The following is a 16256-nucleotide window of genomic DNA, read 5'->3' as shown; positions in this document are numbered from 1 at the left end:
TCGCGGCGGTGCCTGCGGGCCGGATCACGGGGGCGCCTGCGGGCCCGCGTCCCGGCGGCATCTGCGGGCCGGATCACGGCAGCACACACGGGCCGGATCCCGGCGGGCGCGGCCCCACCGCCACGAGCGTGCCGCGCCGCGCCCGGCCGCCGCCGGCGGAGCGGCCGGCCGGCCCCGGCCGCTCTCTCAGCCGACCAGCAGGGCCGCTGTCACCAGCTCCTCGCGCCCGGAGATACCGAGCTTGCGGTACGTGTTCGACAGGTGGAACTCGACCGTGCGCGCCGTCAGGTGCAGGCCGGTCGCCACCTCCTTGTTGGTGCGGCCGGCGAGGGCGAGCCGGGCGACCTTCTTCTCCTGCTCGGTGAGCGAGGGCGTCCAGTGGCCGTCGGCCATCCGCCGGAGGGTGGCCGCGGCGTGGGCGGACCACGGCCGCAGCTCCGTGTCGGCGGCGGCGGAGAGGAATCCCTCGGCCTGTTCACGCCGTCCGAGCGACAGCAGCAGGCACCCGAGGCCGAAACGCACCTTGGTCAGCTCCAGGGTGTCGGGGGCGCCGGACAGCAGCGCCTCCGCTTCGCGGACCGCCTCGATGCCCCCGGCGTCGTCCCGCTGGGCGATGCCGAGCGCGTTCAGAGCGATCCCCCGCGCGCGTTTCGTTCCCCAGCGCCTGGCCAGTTCATGCTCCTGACGTGCGAGGACAGCGGCGAATTCGGTTCGCCCCAGACCCGAGGCGCACACCGCGGCCCGGGAACGCCACGGAAGTACGGCCGGATTGTGCACCCCCCACATGCCGACGCACTCGCCGCTCGCGAGCGCGTCCTCAAGACCCAGCCGGAAGTTCCCGGCGGCCAGATGCGCGGCGCTGCGGGCGGCGAGGAGCTGTGCGCGCTCGGGGTGACTCGTACCGGCGCCGTCGAACCCGCTCTCGTGCAGGGCGATGTACGCCTGGCGGTGCTCTCCGACCGCGCTGAGTGCCTCGGCGTGCCACGCGGCGGCCACACCGACGAGTTCCGGACTCGCGTCACGCTCCCGCCGGACCCGCCCGAACACCGAAACGGCCTTCGGCACCTTCCCCGAAGCCGCCCAGATGCGCCCGCGCAGCAGCGCCAGCGCGTCCCGGTGAAGGGCCGAGCGGGACCACTGCGCCACGGTGGCCGCCCGCGCGCAGGCACCGTTCGCGCCCGCCAGCTCGTTCGCGTAGATCAGGGTGAGCACGGCCGCCCAGAACCCGCCGATGTCGTTCCGTCCGGGAGATCCCAGCACGATGCCGGCCTGCCGGACGGCCTCCGCCCGGTTCAGCCCCCGGTTGGCCAGGAGCAGCGCGCGTACCGCACCGGCGCGCGCCGCGGTGCTGTACCCGAACCGTCCGTCGCCCTCCGCCGAACCGAGCATCCGGGCTCCCGGTACGTACGTCAGGTCGGCCAGGTCCGGTGCGCGGACCGCGTGCGCGTCGCGCAGGGTTTCCCGCAGGGCTCGCTCGACCAGGACGTCCGCCTCCCGCCAGCGCCCGCGGGAGACCAGTTCGTGCCGCTTGCCTCTGGCCTCCGCCAGCAGGTGACACGGTTCGGCCACGGCATGCTGACAGCTCAACTCCGACGCGGTCATATCCTTGTCCCCCATCACACGTCCGCGATGTCTGGTTCCGGGTGTCCGTCGAGGCGCCGGTGGCGGGGCCGCCGGGTGACACCGGACCGGTGCCCGGACGCGCCGGACGGTCCGCGCCCCGGCCGGCGCGCATCGGTGGGTGGGCGCTCGGGAAGCGGTGCCCCGGGTGGGGCGGCGGTTTCGCGCCGGTCAGCGGCGGGCCGGGACCGTCCGGCACGGGATTCCGGCTCGCCGGAGCGCCGCATCGCTGGGACGCTGCCGGAGGCTCTCGCCGTGCGACCGCGGGTGCCGGCCCCCTCTCCTGAAGTGTCCGGGCGGGTGCTGATCGCCCGGCCGTGAGTGGAGGGACCACCCGGCCGCCCCCACCCACCACACGGTCTCATCAGCGCTTCGGGAGAAACAAGGGAAGGCCGCAAAACCTACGGTCGGCCCACAGGTTCGGGCTCCGGCGACCGCACCGTCCGCCCGTACCGGCCGCCCGTACCGGTGCGCGGGGCGGCCACCGGGGGTGCCGGTACCGGGGGCGCCCGTACCGGTGGGGCCGTCGTGTGCGGTCGTCAGCGGAAGCTGTCCGCCAGCGGGTGCAACTGCTGGTCCAGCACCTCGAACCCTCCGTCGACGCGGATCACCTGGCCGGAGGTGAATCCGAAGCCGTCGTCGGCCACGAGGGCCACGGCGCGTGCCGCGTCGGCCGGTTCCACCTTGCGCCCCGCCACGGAACGGTCGGTCGTGTACTTCCAGAAGCCCTCGGTGAACTCCGAGGTGGCGTCGGTGTGCACGGCGCCGAAGGCGACGGTGTTCACCGTCACCCCGTACTGGGCGGCGATACCGGCGATATGACGGCTGAATGTGTTCAGGGCCGCCTTGGCGACGGAGTGGGCCATGGCCATGCCGATGGTGTCCGACGCCGTGCTGGAGATGTAGATGATCCGGCCCGACCCCTGGCCGCGCATGACCGCGAGCGTGCGCTGGGTGAGGAAGAAGGATCCGGCCAGCTCCCCGGTGATCTTCGCGGCGAACGCGTCCCATTCCAGTTCGGCGAAGGGCACGAAGGGCGGGGTCACGGTGTTCGCGTTGCAGACCAGCAGGTCGATACGGCCATGGCGGGCCCCTACCCGCTCCACGAGCGCGGTGACCTCGCCCTCGTCGCAGACATCGGCCCGGACCGCCTCCGCGGTACCGCCGCTCGACTCGATCGCCGTGACCACTTCGGCCGCCGCACCGGCGTCGCTGCGGTAGTTGACGATCACGTGGTAACCCCGGCCGGCCAGCTCCCTGGCCGTCGCTGCTCCGATGTTGCGGCCCGCGCCACTGATCAGGGCGACGCGCTTCGGCTGATTCACGGTTTCTCCCGTTCGGTGTCGCCGGCATTCCCTGCCCTAAGGGCTGTCCCGCAATTCCTGGTGGATCAGCGCGCAGCGTCGGATGCGGTGCATCGCAAGGCGGAGAGGCGCCCGCATACTGGATGTATTCGGGCGTTTCGACAACGCGGCGAGGTGCCGTGGCTGTCGTCGTGCGCCCGCCAGGAATTGCGGGACAGCCCTTAGGGCTGCCCCGACCCTAATCGGGCCGGCGAATTCGCCGGTTTCGGAATGGCCCCAGCAATGGAGGACGGGCCTTGCTCCGCCCGTCGCACGACTGCGAACCTGAGCGCGGTTTCGGCAATGGACGGAAACGGATCCGACAGCGCTCGAAAGGAATCACATGGCGGACGGCGTGGGCCGGGAGGCCCGAATGGACGAACTGTCGGCCAGAGTGCGGGAGCTGGAGGCGGTCCGCGAACTGACCCAGCTGCGCAACGCGTTCCATCACTGCCTCAACGGCCGGGACTGGCCCGGCCTCGGCGCCGTGTTCACCGCGGACGCCCATCTGAACTACGGAAGCTTCGGCGACGCCCGCGGCCGCTCGGCGATACAGGAGTACTACAGCACCCTGCTGCCGAAGATGGTCGAGCTCCAGGGTGCCTCGGAGGTGGTGCTGATGAACTTCAACCAGGCCCACCAGGTATCGGTCGACGGCGACCGTGCGACTGGCGTCTGCTTCTTCGAGGAGCACGTCAGGTTCGACGAGGAGGACGTGGTGCACCAGAGCGTCGGCCGGTTCTCCGACAGCTACGTACGGGAGGACGGACGATGGCTGATCGACGGGGTCCGGCTCCAGCACTACTGGGTCGTCCCGGAGAACAAGGAGTGGCGCTGGCCCTGGTGACGGCGCGCGGGCGGCGCCGTCCGGCGTCATCAGAGGAAGCCGGTCATCGCCAGGAACAGGTGGCGCCGGTCGGGAAGCCGGAACTTCCGGTAGACCGCCGAGAGATGGTGTTCCACGGTGCGGCGCGTCAACGACAGCCGACCGGCGATCTCGGCGTTGCTGTACCCGGCCCAGACCAGTTTGACCACGGCCGTCTCGTGCTTGGTCAGCACCGGTTCGCCGTGCAGTGACAGGAATCCGGACAGCGCCTCGGCGGCCCGGTCGGCGGCGTGCGGGTTCCCGCCCCGTCGCGCGAGATCGCTGATCCGCCGCAGGATCTGCCGCGTCCACACCTCGTCCCGCTGGAGCCCCGGTACGCTGCCGATGACCTGGACGGCGTACGTGACGTCACCGCGGGCGTCGGACGCGGCGAGCAGATCGACGGCCTCGGTGACGAGATCCCTGGCGTCCGGGCCCTCCCCCAGCAACGCGGTGGTGAGCAGGGACCTGCCGATCTCCCGGGGGGAGCCCCACCGCCTCGCCCCGTCGAGCTCGGCGCGGGCGAGCGTACGGGCCGGTTCGACCTGTCTGAGCTCCCGCAGGCACAGTGCGACGCCGCTGCGCCACGGGATCACCGCGGGGTTGGCGAAGTCGCAGGCGGCGACCTCGGCCCCACAGGCCAGGAAGTCCTTCAACGCGTGGTTCGAGCGGCGCAGGGCGAAGTTGAGCTGCCCTCTGGCGTGGAGCAGCAGCGCCTTGCCCGGCAGGTGCGCGGGGAGGTTTCCCGCGTAGCCGCGGACGGTCAGCAGGTTCTCCGCCGTGTACGGCTCGCCCAGTTGGACCAGTGCCTCGGTGAGCCAGCCGACCACGACCGCGTCCAGCGATTCGGCGATGGGGCCCTGCACCAGTTCGCCGAGGATGCGCCGGGTGCTTCCCGGATCCCCGACCAGGAGGCCGATCCGGCCGCGGACGATCTGTATCACCTGCGCGGCGGGGCCGGTGCCCGACCACCGGGGCTGCTCGGACAGGCGCGAGCAGTGCAGGTCCGCCAGCAGCAGGTCACCGGCGAGGACGAGCGCGAGCAGGGAGCGGTAGACACAGCCGGAGTCGGGGCACCGGTCGGCCTCGTAGAGCTGGGCGTCGGCATGGGCCACGACCTCGGCCCGGTCGGTGCCGAGGCTGAGCAGCGCGGGGCAGTCGCGGATGCCGGTTCCCCGGCATCCGCAGGTCCGGGGGGCCCGCTCGCTGCGGGGGCCGCCGAGGAGACGGATGAGATCGGGCGATTCCGGCCGGGCGGGCGGGCCGGGAAGCGAGGTGAGGATCGAGCTGGTGACCCGCTGCACAGGCGTACCTCCTGGATCCTGTCCGGGGAGTCCCGGCGTATGCCCGAAGGGCGTGGCCGGCGGCCGGGAACCCCCGGCGTCGGCCCATCACGCTACTGCACGGTCTCCCGCTGTCATTTCGGAGCGCCCGCAGTTTCCTCCCCCTCCGGGCTGTGGCTCCCCGGTCCGCCGGCGCGTTCGTGCCTGGCCACGCCGGGTCCCGCATTGACACACGGATCGAACTGTCACTAGCCTGGTTACAGTTCGGTCGGCGAGCGTCGGCCGAGAGAAGAGGATCACGGTGAGCGTCAGCAGCAGGAGTGCGGTGGCGATTCACGCGCTCACGATGCTCGGGCGCTGGCGTGATCACTCGCTGACCTCCGCGGAGATCGCGGAGAGCCTGGCGAGCAACCCCGTTCTGGTACGGCGGATCCTCGGCAGCCTGCGGGATGCCGGTCTGGTCTGGTCCACCGAGGGGCGTAACGGCGGCTGGTCGCTCGCCCGCCCCGCACGCGAGATCACGCTCTACGACGCCTACACCGCCGTCGAGGCGGGTCCGGTCCTGTCACGCCACCCCCATCCGCCGAGCGCCGAGTGCGAGGTCGGGCGCAATATGCAGGCCCTGCTCGAAGTGGAGTTCCGGGACGCGGAGCGGGCGATGGAGGAACGGCTCGGCCGGACGACCATCGCCCACCTGGTCCAGCAAGTACTGGCCGGCGAGCGCGAGCTCGCCCAGCGGAATCACTAGGGACTCCTTCCGGGGAAGGCCCCTGACCGACCGGTGGCGGAGGCTCGGCCCTCCGCCGCCTCTATGCCCTAACTGTAACTACGATGGTGGCAGAAAGTCACCCGAAGGACGTGTCGAATGACTTCCACGTCGACAACGACCGAACGGACCGGCTCGGGACTGGCCTTACTGGCGGTGCTCATGCCGGCGATCCTCGTCACGGTCACCGCCAGCGACATGGTCGTTCTGATGCTCCCGACGATCGGGGCGGAGTTCGGGGCCACCGAGGCGGAACTCGCCTGGGTGGTCACCGGGTTCCTGCTGGTGTTCTCGGTCGGGATCCCCCTCTACGGCCGCATCTCCGACCGGGTGAGCCTGCGGCGTCTCTTCGCCTTCGCGCTGGTGACCTACGCCGTCGGCAGCCTGATCTGCGCGCTCGCCCCGAGCCTGCTCGTGCTGGTGACCGGGCGGATCGTGACGGGCATCGGCGCGGCAGCGATCCCCGTGCTCTCGATCATCGCCGTCACGCGGCTGCTCCCGCCGGAGAGGCGCGGCGTCGGGATCGGCGTCGTCTCCGCGGGCGCGGGCATCGGCACCGCCGCCGGACCGGCGGTGGGCGGTGGCGTCGGCCAACTCCTCGGCTGGCCCGCGCTGTTCTGGATCATGCTCGTCGTCTCGCTGCTGCTGCTTCCCGCGGCCCTGCGCGTACTCCCGGACGAGAGTCCGGCCGGCAAGGGCCGGCTCGACCTTCCCGGCGGCATCCTCCTCGGCTTCGGAGCCGGCCTGGTCCTGTTCGGCATGACCCAGGCCCAGGTCAACGGCTTCTCCGCACCACTGTCCTGGGGCAGTCTGCTGGTCGCGGTGGCGGCGCTCGTCCTCTTCGGGTGGCGTACCGTCCGCGTCGAGCAGCCCTTCGTGCCGCCCGCGCTGTTCACCAACCGTGTCTACCGGACCGGCATCCTCGTCGCGTTCCTGGCCATGATCGTCAACCTCGGCGGGCTGGTGTTCGTCCCGCTGCTGGTCGTCGAGGTCAACGGTCTCACTCCGGGAGAGGGCGCCCTGGTCATGATCCCGGCCGGGATCTCCGTCGCCCTGCTCTCCCCGCTGATCGGCCGTCTCGCCGACCGCGTCGGCACCCGCCCCATGGTGCTCACCGGACTCACGCTGATCGGTGTGTTCTCGCTGTGGCTGTCGAGCTTCACCGACGGCTCCTCGGTGATCCCCGCCGGTGTGGGGGTCCTCGGGCTCAGCATCGGCTTCATCCTCGTGATGACCACCATCATCGGCGCCGCCGCGGGCGAACTGCCCCCGGAACAGGCCGGCGTCGGCCTCGGCATCCTCCAGGGCGCCCAGTTCCTCGGAGCAGGCACCGGACCCGCCGTGTTCGGCGTCCTGGTGTCCGCGAGGCAGCAGAGCGGCAGCGACGCCTTCAACCCCTTCTACTCCGATCACGACGGTTCCGCGTACTCCGACGTCTTCCTGGCCATGGCCGGACTCGTCGTCCTCACGCTGATCGTCGCCTCTCGGATGCGTCCCGCCGCGGCGCCCTCGGCGGCACCGGTCAAGGAGGCGAGCGGCGTCCAGTAGGCCGGAGCGTCCTGTGGCGGCGCGCGTCGGCCCCCCTGTGCCGGCGCGCGCCGATCCGGCGGCCGGCCGCACACGCGGCACGGAACCGAAGCCCGCGGGACAGTCCCCGGCGGCCGGGCGGCCGATGACGATCGCCCGGCCATCCCCGTATCAGGGGCCCACCAGATCCACCGGCCTTCGGTGGACGAGCTGACGAGCGACAAGGGGACCGGCATGGCCACGGAAGAACAGACCTTCTCCCGGGAGAACATGGAGTTCGACGCGCTGTACGCGGGTCGCGCGGCGTTCGGCGGTGTGGAACCGGGCGAGACGGTGATCCCCTGGGACATCGGCGAGCCCCAGCGGGCCGTCGTGGACCTGGTGCGGGCGGGAGCCTTCGCCGGCAAGGTGCTCGACGCGGGCTGCGGACTGGGCGAGAACGCCATCCTGCTGGCGGGCGAGGGCTATGAGGTGACCGGCGTGGACGGTTCGCCCAGCGCGATCGAGCAGGCGGCGCACCGCGCCTCGGTCCACGACGTCCAGGTCCGCTTCCTGGTCGCCGACGCCACCGAACTGACCGGCATCGGGACCGGTTTCACCACCGTGCTCGACAGCGGTCTGTACCACTGCCTGGACGGCGGGCAGAGGTCCGCGTACGCCGCGGCACTCCACCGGGTGAGCGCGCCGGACGCCACGCTCCACCTGTTCTGCTTCGCGGAATCCATGCCGGCGGGGACCCCCATCACCGAGGAGGCCCTGGTCGGCAAGGACGATCTGCACGCGCACCTCGGCCCGCACTGGCAGATCCTGGACATCACCGAAGCCGTCTTCGCCACGGCCTTCACCCGCGAACTCCTGGCCAGGATGGCAGCGGCCGGTTCCCCGGACACCACCGCACAACCGGGTCCCGACGCCGTCCAGGTGGACGAGCACGGGCGGGTGCTGACCCCGATGTCCTACGTACGCGCCCGGAGGCGGTGACCGGAGACACGACACATCGGCCGGTGGCGCGACATGAGGAAGGCCGGGGAGAGAACTCCCCGGCCTTCCTCATGAGCCGGTTCCCCGCCGGGTCATCCGGTCACCGGTAGAACCTCGCCGTGCTGTGCAGCTGATGTTCGAGCACGTCGTAGCCGGCGTCCACCCGGATCACCTGGCCGACCGCCGCGCCGAAGCTCTCCTCGGCGACGGCCACCACGGTCCTGGCCGCGTCCTCGGGGGTCAGCATCCTGCCCAGTACCGACCGCTCCTCGGTGTACCTGCGGAGTTCGTCGTCGAGCACACCGGCCGAGGCCTCCGTCGCCACGGTCGCGAAGGCCACGGTGTTGACCGTGACCCCGTGCTCCGCGGCCGAGGCGGCGACATGGCGGCTGAAGGTGTTCAGCGCCGCCTTCGCGGTCGAATGCGCCGCCACACTGCCGACCCAGTCCGCGGCGGTGCTGGAGATGTAGACGATCCGCCCCGCCCCTCGCCGCTGCATCTCGGGCACCACGCTCTGGGTGAGGAAGAACGCGCCGGCCAGTTCCCCGCCGACCTTCCCGATGAAGGTGTCCCACGACAGCGAGAGCAGCGGCTCGAACTGCGGGTTCACCGTATTGGCATTGCAGATCAGCACATCGATCCGGTCGTGGTCGGCATACACCTTCCGCACCATTTCCCCGACCTGCTCACCGTCGCAGACATCGGCCTGCCGCGCCTCCGCGGAGCCGCCGGCCCTCTCGATGGCGTCGACCACACCCTCCGCCGCCGCGGTGTTCTCGCGGTAGTTCACCACCACGTGGTACCCGCGCCGCCCCATTTCCCGGGCGGTCGCCGCGCCGATGCCCCGGCTCGCACCACTGATCAACGCCACCCGGCGTGGCTCACTCATAAGTCCTCCAGTTCGCTCGCACCGCGCACATCCCTGCGCCTGACGCTAATTCCGGGGGGTGTCCGCCGTCCCTGTGGCCGTCCCACAGGGTTCGCCCGCGGATCACCAGGTGACGGGAAGGCGCTTGACCCCGAGCACCAGTGATTCGGTGCGGTACTCGATCTCCTCGAACGGCACCGCGAGCCGCAGGTCCGGAAAGCGGCGGAACAGCGCGGGCAGCGCGAGGCGCAGTTCGAGTCGGGCGAGCTGCTGGCCGACGCACTGATGACGGCCGTAGCCGAAGGCCAGATGCGGTACGGGCTTGCGCCGCAGATCCAGCTCGTCCGCGGACGGGGTCAGGCCCGTGCCGTGATTGGCCATCAGGGTGGAGATGACGACATGCTCACCGGCACGGATCACCTGGTCGTCGACCGACAGATCCGTGGCCGCCCGCCGGACCAGCGGGGGCGCCACCGCCAGCAGCCGCAGCAGTTCCTCGACGGCGCCGACGGACAGCGAGCCGTCGGCGTCGTCGCGCAGGAGCGCGAGCTGTTCCGGATGCGACAGCAGCGCCAGCGCGCTGAGCCCGATCATGCCGGAGAGGGTTCCGTGTCCGGCCACGAGGACGTCCAGGCCCATGCCGACCAGTTCGTCATCGGTCAGCTCCGCGCCGTGCTTGCGCACCAGGTCGCCGAGGATGTTGTCGCCCGGGTCCCGCCGGTGCGCCGCGACCAGCCCGGCCATGTAGCCGGTCATCGCCGCGAAGTTGTCCTGCTGGACCTCCAGCGTGGTGTCGATGCTGCTCGCGGTCGAACTGCGTTCCAGGATGGCCGCCCGGTCCTCGACCGGCGCCCCCAGCAACTCGCAGATCACCATCAGGGGCAGCGGCTCGGCAAACGTCCGGATCAGGTCCGCCCCCGGCCCCGCCTTCTCCACGGCGTCGAGATGTTCCTCGACGATCCGCTCGATCACACCGCTGAGCGCCCGGATCCTCTTCATCGTGAAGGCTCCGGACTGCATCCGGCGGTAGCGGGTGTGCTCGTCACCGTCGTAATTGAGCAGGACGCCCGGCTGGTTCATCACCGAGCGCGGGCCGCTCCAGTCGGGGTCGAAGGCGAACCCGACCTCGTAGCGGGGGTCGGAGAGGACCGCGCGGGCGTCGTCCTCGCGGGTGACGAGGACGGCCTCGACCTCGCCGAGCTGCGAGTTCGGCACCGGCACCCGGCGCAGCGAGGGGTCCTGGTGCAGTTCGACGAGATCGGGTCCGGGCCGGAACGGACAGGTGGCCCGGCGGTGGTTGTGGGGCATCGACACCGGATCGGTCATGGCGTTCGCTACCTTCCTGACGACGTGAGGGTCATTCAGCAGATTGCGCGTACGGTCGGGCACCGGCCCACCGAAGATAACAGACCGATCGGTCCGGCAACAGATTCCCCCGCGCGGACGCCCGCCCGGGGCCCGTGCGTCAGGAGACGCCGAGACGGTCGCGCAGCAGCTCCCGCGTCACGCGGTCCAGCCGCGCCGCCGCGCCCTTGTCGAAGGCCGGGCGGAGAAGACTGAGCGGCACGCCCTCCACGAAGGCGCTCAGCGGTTCCCGGGGCGGAGAGTCGATGATCGCGGCGATCGGCGGAATGGCCGCCTCGACCGGCTGCGCGGCCTGTTTCATCTGGTCGACGTACGCGGCGGTGGCGGGGTCGAAGTCGCCCGCGAAGCCGGTGCGCGTACCGCCGGGGAACAGCAGCACGTACCGGGCGCGGTGCCCCCCGCCCCCCTCGGCGAACGCGACACCGAGAAGGTCGTTCAGCCGTCCCCCCTGGAACATGGCCTGCCAGCCGTCGTAGCCGCGCTCCAGCCCGAGGTCGTCCCACCGGATGCCCGCCGCACCCGCACCCGGGCCGGCGATGTTCATGATGACCGGAGCGTCGGCCTTGTCCATCAGGCCGGCCAGACCGTATCCGAGCAGGTACCGACTGAGGTAGTACAGCGCGAAGTTGTGCTCGAACCCCTCGGAGGTCACCGCGCGGAAGCTGCGGAAGTACCGCGCGCATAACACCAGGGCGTCCACCGCCGCGAACCTCGCGCCGATCTCCTCGATGACGCGCCGGTTCTCGCTGACGAGGCTGAGGTCGGCCTCGACGAAGAAGGCCCGGTCGCCCGCGCCCGCCTTCCGCGCGGCACCGAGGAACGCCCTCCCCTTCGCCGGATCCGGGCCGAGGACGACCACCTGATCCCCCCGGCCCAGATAGGTGTGCGCGAGCGCCTGCCCGATACCGGAGGTGCCCCCTGTCACAACAATGGTCTTCACTGCGGTCCTCCTGGAGAACAACGATGCGCGGATGGGGTTCGGGGCAGCCGAAACACCGCCCCGTGGGCGGACTCCACCCTGGTTCCGGGCAGACTCCACCCCTGGACGTGAGGGGAGAGAGAAATCAGACGGCCGCGGCGGCGATGCCCGACCGGACCACGTCCCGGGCGAGCCCGACGGCCGTGGCCGCGGCACCCGTGGGCCCCAGGGTCGAACCGCTCACATAGAGCCCGTCGATGATCAGCATGATCCGGTCACCGAGCATGTCCGGGTCCGCGGCCGGGGTGCGGCGCGCGAGTTCACGCAATTGCTCACGCACTTCCTGGAAGTGCTTCAGGGACACCTGATGTGCCGGATGATCGGGGTCGGGGAATTCCGCGTGCGTGTTGCGCAGCGGACAGCCCCTGGTGTTCGGCGCCATGCCCTGGACCGCGCGGACCAGTTCGACGAGCTGGTCCTCCGGTCTGTCGACCGCGGCGCACACCTCCGCCACGGTCCGCTCCCAGGCCAGTGCCGACCGTTCGAGATAGGCCACCACCAGCTGGTCCTTGCTGGGGAACTCCCGGTAGAGCAATTGCTTGCCGCACCCGAGCTCATCGATGATCTGCTGCATTCCGACCGCGTGCACGCCACGCCGGTCGAACAGGTCGGCGGCGGCGGCCAGGATGCGCTCTCGGGTACCGGGAGCAGGGGTCCGGGGCATGCGACGACTTTAGCAGACCAATCGGTCCCGTACGAGGATGTCCGACGCGGAAGCGGGGCCGGAGGACCTGAACGGCTGGTCGGCCCGGAGGACCGAAACGGTCGGTCGGCCCGGCCGGCCCGGTGGCGGGGCACGTCGTCGGATCGACCCGGCGTCCGGTCCGGCGGGCCGCGGGTGCCCGATGACACCCGCGGCGCCGGCCCCGCGGCGGCCCTCAGTTCACGAACTGGCAGACGCCGCGCGGCAGATACGTCCCGTGCCCCGCGTGTCCCACGTAGTCGCGTCCGTCGATCACGGGGACACCGCGCGAGAGCACCGTCTCCACCCGGCCCGTCACCCTTTTGCCCTCGTAGGCCGAGTAGTCGACGTTCATGTGGTGCGTGTCGGCGGACATGACCTGCTCGGCGTGCGGGTCGTAGATGACGATGTCGGCGTCGGCCCCCGGGGCGATCGTGCCCTTCTTCGGATACAGGCCGAACATCCGGGCCGGCGCCGCGCAGGCGATCTCGATCCAGCGGCGGCGGCTGATGTGGCCGTCGACAACGGCCTGGTGCAGCAGGTCCATACGGTTCTCGACACCGGGCATTCCGTTGGGAATCTTCGAGAAGTCCCCCCTGCCCCGCTCCTTCTGTCCCGTGAAGCAGAACGGGCAGTGGTCCGTGGAGACCACCTGGAGGTCGTTCGTCCGCAGCCCGCGCCACAGCGCCGCCTGATGCTCCTTCGGGCGCAGCGGAGTGGAGCAGACGTACTTGGCGCCCTCGAAGCCGGGTTCCGCGAGATTGTCGGTCGACAGGAAGAGGTACTGCGGGCAGGTCTCGCCGAACACGGGAAGGCCCTCGTCCCGGGCCCGCGCCAGCTCGGTGACGGCCTCCCGCGCCGACACGTGCACCACGTAGAGCGGCGCCCCCGCCACCTGACTCAGCTTGATGACCCGGTGCGTCGCCTCCGCCTCCAGAAGGGCCTTCCTGACCTCACCGTGATAGCGCGGATCCCTCTCCCCGCGCGCCAGCGCCTGTTCCACCAGTACGTCGATGGCGAGACCGTTCTCCGCGTGCGTCATGATCAGCCCGCCGTTGGAGGCGGCGCGCTGCATGGCCCGGAGGATCTGTCCGTCGTCGGAGAGGAAGACGCCCGGGTACGCGGTGAAGAGCTTGAAGGACGTGATGCCCTCCGCCACCAGGAGGTCCATCTCCTTGAGCGAGGACTCGTTCACATCGGACATGATCATGTGGAAGGCGTAGTCGATGGCGCAGTTGCCGTCGGCCTTGGCGTACCAGGAGTCGAGGCCCTCGCGCAGCGACCCGCCCCTGCTCTGGATCGCGAAGTCGACGATGGTGGTGGTGCCGCCCCAGGCCGCGGCCCGGGTTCCGGTCTCGAAGGTGTCCGAGGCGTAGGTGCCGCCGAACGGCATCTCCATATGCGTATGCGCGTCGACGCCACCGGGGATGACGTACTTTCCGGTGGCGTCGATCCTCCGCTCGGCGCTCCAGCTGTCGGCGGCTTCGGTGCCGTGGGCGGCGAGTGCGACGACGCGCCCGCCTTCGATGAGTACGTCGGCCTGGAGTTCGTCGGACGCGGTGATGACGAGGCCACCGCGGATGACGGTGCGGCTCATGTACCCCTCCTCACTGTGGCGGAATGGGTCTACGCACGTAGACGAGGTGCGTGGTGAAGAACGTAGAAGTCGGTTGCCCACTGTGGCAATACCACTGCCGTCAACCGATGAAGACGTTTCGGTTTCCCGCCCGCGACACCCCACCGGCCCAACGCGCGGCGCGGCGTGGCGCGATGGGATGCGATGCGATGCGGCACGAGAGGAACGACGCCGCCCCATGTGCTTCTGGCACCCCGGGTGCTATGCACGGCCTTCCGCCGCCACATCGGCACGCCTTGATAACGAAACGATTAAGGGTCTGGTCCAAATGTTGAGTGCGGTTCATCGACTGGCCCCACAACCGGCGCGAGGCGCTCACCACCGGCGGCGAATCTCTGACACGCAGCCGGACACCCCGAAGTCCGGTGCGTCCCACCGATCCCGGAGGATCACGTGCACATCTCGCGCTCCGCGCGTACCGCGCTGGCCGCGGCCACCGTCGTGGCCGTCGCCCTGCCCCTGGCCACCTCCGTCGCCCACGCCGAGGAGTCCAAGGCCGCCCCCGCCGCCCCGTACGCCGGTCTGCCGTCCGGTACGAAGCAGGCGAAGACCCTGGTCATCGGTGTCGACGGCGCCTCGATCGACGCCTTCGGCCGGGCCTCCGTACCGAACCTCGACAAGCTGATGTCGACCGGGATGACGGCCCGCAGCAACCTGTTCGCCAACCCCATGGCCCCCACGGTCTCCGGTGCGGGCTGGTCCTCGATCGCCACGGGCGTCTGGCCGGACAAGCACAACGTCAAGGACAACAACTTCACCGCGCCCAACTACGGTCAGTACCCGGACTACGCGACCCGTCTGGAGACCGCCGACCCGGCCACCTCCACGCTGGTCGTCGGCACCTGGAACCCGATCCCCCAGATCGTCTTCGGCGCCGCAACCGACCTGCGCATCGCGGGCGGCAACGACGCGGGCACCACCGCGAAGGCCGAGGACTACCTCGCGCACGGCAACCCCGACTCCACCTTCGTCCACCTCGACGAGGTCGACGGCGCCGGCCACAGCTCGGGAACGGGCAGCGACGCCTACCTCAAGGCCCTGGGGGTCGCCGACGCCCAGATCGGACGGCTGCTCGACGCCGTCACCTCCCGTCCCACGTACGCCCAGGAGGACTGGCTCGTCGTCATCACCTCCGACCACGGCCACACCCCGACCGGCGGTCACGGCGGCAACTCTCCCGGTGAGCGCGGCACGTTCGTGATCGCGCGGGGCAAGGGCATCGCGCCCGGTTCGGTCCGGCACGATGTCAGGATCACCGATATCGCCCCCACCGTCCTGCGCCACGAGGGCGTCGCCACCGACCCCGCCTGGAACCTGGACGGCACCGCGCTCGCCGAGCTGAAGCCCGACGCCTTCGACGCGCTGCGCGGCTCGCTGCGCGCCCCGGTCGACGAGACGAAGCTCCCGGCGGCGACGAAGGGCTGGACGAACACCGCGCCCGCCGGCTGGAGCATCGACAATGCGCGGATGCCGGCCGGGGGCGTCACCGAGTGGCGCGGGTGGTCCTTCGCGACCGACGAGTTCTGGACGAACGCCGAGCTCGGCCAGGGCCGCGAGACCAATGTCCGGGCCCGCGACGTCTTCGCGGTCGCCGACTCCGACGAATGGGACGACAAGGCGCACGACGCCGGGCAGTTCGACTCGACCCTGGTCAGCCCCGCGTACCGGCTGAACGGCGCGGCGACGGCGAACCTCTCGTACGCGACGGACTACCGCGTCGACGGACCGCAGACCGGCGATGTGTACGTCTCCTACGACGGCGGCGCCCCGCAGCTCGTGAAGTCCTACCGGGCGAACGCCAACACCGTCGAGCGCGTGAAGCTCGATGTCCCGGCCGGGGCGAGGACGGCGCGGTTCAGCTTCCGCTACACCGGCACGAACAGCGCGTTCTGGACCGTCGACCAGGTCGCCCTCGGCCAGCCCGCCCCGCCCTCGCAGCTCGCCGTCGCGTCCTTGAAGGCGCACACCAAGCTGCTCGGCAGGCCGGGTTCCCCGTCCCCGTGGACGGTCACCGCCGAGGGCGTCGTCAGGACCGCCGAAGGCAGGCCGGTGCGCGGGGCGAAGGTCACCGCGGAACTGGTCCTGGACGGCAAGGTGCGCAGGCTCACCGGCACCACCGGCAAGGACGGCTCGTTCCGCTTGCGGACCGTCGTGGGCCGGGGCATCGCCAAGGCCGCGCTGACGGTCACCGATGTGCGCTACCGGGACCTCGCCTACTACGGGGAGCTGGACCCGGTCCGCACCCTGGACCTCACCCGCCCCACCGGTCACCGGGGCTGATCCGACGGCCGGGGCGGCACCGGTACTTCGGTACGCCGCCCGGCAGGTGAGCCGGGTCCCC

General features: G+C 71.0%; 13 protein-coding genes. 5 read left to right on the top strand and 8 right to left on the bottom strand.

From position 1 onward, the window contains the following. Positions 1–186: 186 nt before the first annotated feature. Both ABT170_RS11825 and ABT170_RS11820 read right to left on the bottom strand, forming a co-directional pair. A complete protein-coding gene (locus ABT170_RS11825; RefSeq protein WP_351866191.1) occupies positions 187–1617 on the bottom strand; it encodes a LuxR C-terminal-related transcriptional regulator in 1431 nt (476 codons plus the stop codon). Positions 1618–2159: 542 nt separating this feature from the next. Further along, positions 2160–2945 carry an SDR family oxidoreductase gene (locus tag ABT170_RS11820; protein WP_329944965.1) on the bottom strand — a complete coding sequence of 262 codons (786 nt, stop codon included), beginning with the start codon at positions 2943–2945 and terminating at the stop codon, positions 2160–2162. A gap of 361 nt (positions 2946–3306) precedes the next feature. On the opposite strand from ABT170_RS11820, the gene ABT170_RS11815 reads away from it, so the two are divergent. Then, positions 3307–3810 carry a nuclear transport factor 2 family protein gene (locus ABT170_RS11815; protein WP_351866188.1) on the top strand — a complete coding sequence of 168 codons (504 nt, stop codon included), beginning with the start codon at positions 3307–3309 and terminating at the stop codon, positions 3808–3810. Between the two features lie 29 nt (positions 3811–3839). Here ABT170_RS11815 and ABT170_RS11810 read toward each other — a convergent pair whose 3' ends face one another. Then, the gene (locus tag ABT170_RS11810; protein WP_351866185.1) at positions 3840–5132 is read right to left on the bottom strand and encodes a helix-turn-helix transcriptional regulator; all 1293 of its coding nucleotides are present in this window, start codon (positions 5130–5132) and stop codon (positions 3840–3842) included. 280 nt (positions 5133–5412) lie between these two features. Here ABT170_RS11810 and ABT170_RS11805 point away from each other — a divergent pair, with 280 nt between their 5' ends. From ABT170_RS11805 to ABT170_RS11795, 3 genes are all read left to right on the top strand, one after another. After that, positions 5413–5859 (top strand): Rrf2 family transcriptional regulator, encoded by a 447-nt coding sequence (locus tag ABT170_RS11805; protein WP_351866182.1) that lies wholly within the window; start codon positions 5413–5415, stop codon positions 5857–5859. 117 nt (positions 5860–5976) lie between these two features. Further along, positions 5977–7425, top strand: coding sequence for an MFS transporter (locus tag ABT170_RS11800; RefSeq protein WP_329940437.1), 1449 nt, complete (start codon positions 5977–5979; stop codon positions 7423–7425). 213 nt (positions 7426–7638) lie between these two features. Then, positions 7639–8385 (top strand): class I SAM-dependent methyltransferase, encoded by a 747-nt coding sequence (locus ABT170_RS11795; RefSeq protein ID WP_329940438.1) that lies wholly within the window; start codon positions 7639–7641, stop codon positions 8383–8385. 100 nt (positions 8386–8485) lie between these two features. On the opposite strand, the gene ABT170_RS11790 is transcribed toward ABT170_RS11795, so the two are convergent. From ABT170_RS11790 to hydA, 5 genes are all read right to left on the bottom strand, one after another. Next, positions 8486–9274, bottom strand: coding sequence for an SDR family oxidoreductase (locus ABT170_RS11790; protein WP_329940439.1), 789 nt, complete (start codon positions 9272–9274; stop codon positions 8486–8488). Between the two features lie 102 nt (positions 9275–9376). Beyond that, complete coding sequence (locus ABT170_RS11785) at positions 9377–10579, bottom strand: cytochrome P450 (RefSeq protein WP_351866178.1); 1203 nt, start codon at positions 10577–10579, stop codon at positions 9377–9379. A 139-nt stretch (positions 10580–10718) separates the two neighbouring features. Then, entirely contained in the window at positions 10719–11558 is an 840-nt protein-coding gene (locus ABT170_RS11780) for an SDR family NAD(P)-dependent oxidoreductase (RefSeq protein WP_329940441.1), read from the bottom strand. A 124-nt stretch (positions 11559–11682) separates the two neighbouring features. Next, the gene (locus tag ABT170_RS11775) at positions 11683–12261 is read right to left on the bottom strand and encodes a TetR/AcrR family transcriptional regulator (protein ID WP_266925343.1); all 579 of its coding nucleotides are present in this window, start codon (positions 12259–12261) and stop codon (positions 11683–11685) included. A 214-nt stretch (positions 12262–12475) separates the two neighbouring features. Further along, positions 12476–13876 carry a dihydropyrimidinase gene (gene hydA / locus ABT170_RS11770; protein WP_329940442.1) on the bottom strand — a complete coding sequence of 467 codons (1401 nt, stop codon included), beginning with the start codon at positions 13874–13876 and terminating at the stop codon, positions 12476–12478. Positions 13877–14308: 432 nt separating this feature from the next. Here hydA and ABT170_RS11765 point away from each other — a divergent pair, with 432 nt between their 5' ends. Continuing rightward, positions 14309–16195: an alkaline phosphatase family protein gene (locus tag ABT170_RS11765; RefSeq protein ID WP_351866173.1), complete on the top strand. Its 1887-nt coding sequence runs from the start codon at positions 14309–14311 to the stop codon at positions 16193–16195. Positions 16196–16256 lie beyond the last annotated feature (61 nt).

The sequence above is a fragment of the Streptomyces sp. NPDC001787 genome (assembly GCF_040297465.1).
Lineage (GTDB): Bacteria > Actinomycetota > Actinomycetes > Streptomycetales > Streptomycetaceae > Streptomyces.
The sequence above is the reverse complement of the archived record's forward strand: the minus strand, read 5'-3'. Positions and strand labels throughout refer to the sequence as shown.